This is a genomic window from Pseudomonas sp. W5-01 (assembly GCF_046540435.1).
Taxonomy (GTDB): domain Bacteria; phylum Pseudomonadota; class Gammaproteobacteria; order Pseudomonadales; family Pseudomonadaceae; genus Aquipseudomonas; species Aquipseudomonas graminis_B.
Window position 1 is genome coordinate 1 of record NZ_JAXCIP010000022.1, and the last position, 514, is coordinate 514.

A 514-nucleotide genomic window follows, 5' to 3' on the forward strand; every position below is an offset into this window, starting at 1 on the left:
TAAGACCTTTGATCCCAAGCTTCCACGACCAAGCTCAATTAGCGAAGTGATTAACGGATTCACATTGATCACTTCTGAACCCAGCTTGTGCCGTCTGGAAAAAGCCATAAGTCGGGCTGTCATCGCACCCGCGGTCTGGGATGCGCGCAGTGCATTGGCCAGGTGCTTCTTCGCATGATCGGGCTTCTCGTTTTTAAGGTAATGCTCCGCAAGACTTGCCGAGCCCGTTACGGCCGTCAGCATATTGTTGAAGTCATGTGCGATGCCCGTGGTGAGCTGGCCTACGATTTCCATCTTCTGAGCCTGAAACCGATCGCTGATCATCTGGACCCTCTCTTCCTCACGCTGCCTAAGGAAAGTGACGTCCTGCACGCAATTAACGAAGCCGATCTGGTCTCCACCCTCGTCAAAAAGAGGCGTGACGTTTGCAATAACGTTGCGACGGCTACCGTCACGCCGCTCAACGATCACATCGACATTCAGTGCGGGCTCACCTGTGGCCAGAACCTGCACC

1 protein-coding gene is annotated in these 514 nt (G+C 54.1%); it reads right to left on the reverse strand.

Annotation, left to right across the window (positions count from 1 at the left end; genetic code table 11):
* A partial coding sequence (locus SLW75_RS28185; protein WP_410936071.1) for a histidine kinase dimerization/phospho-acceptor domain-containing protein occupies positions 1-514 on the reverse strand: 514 nt, incomplete at both ends.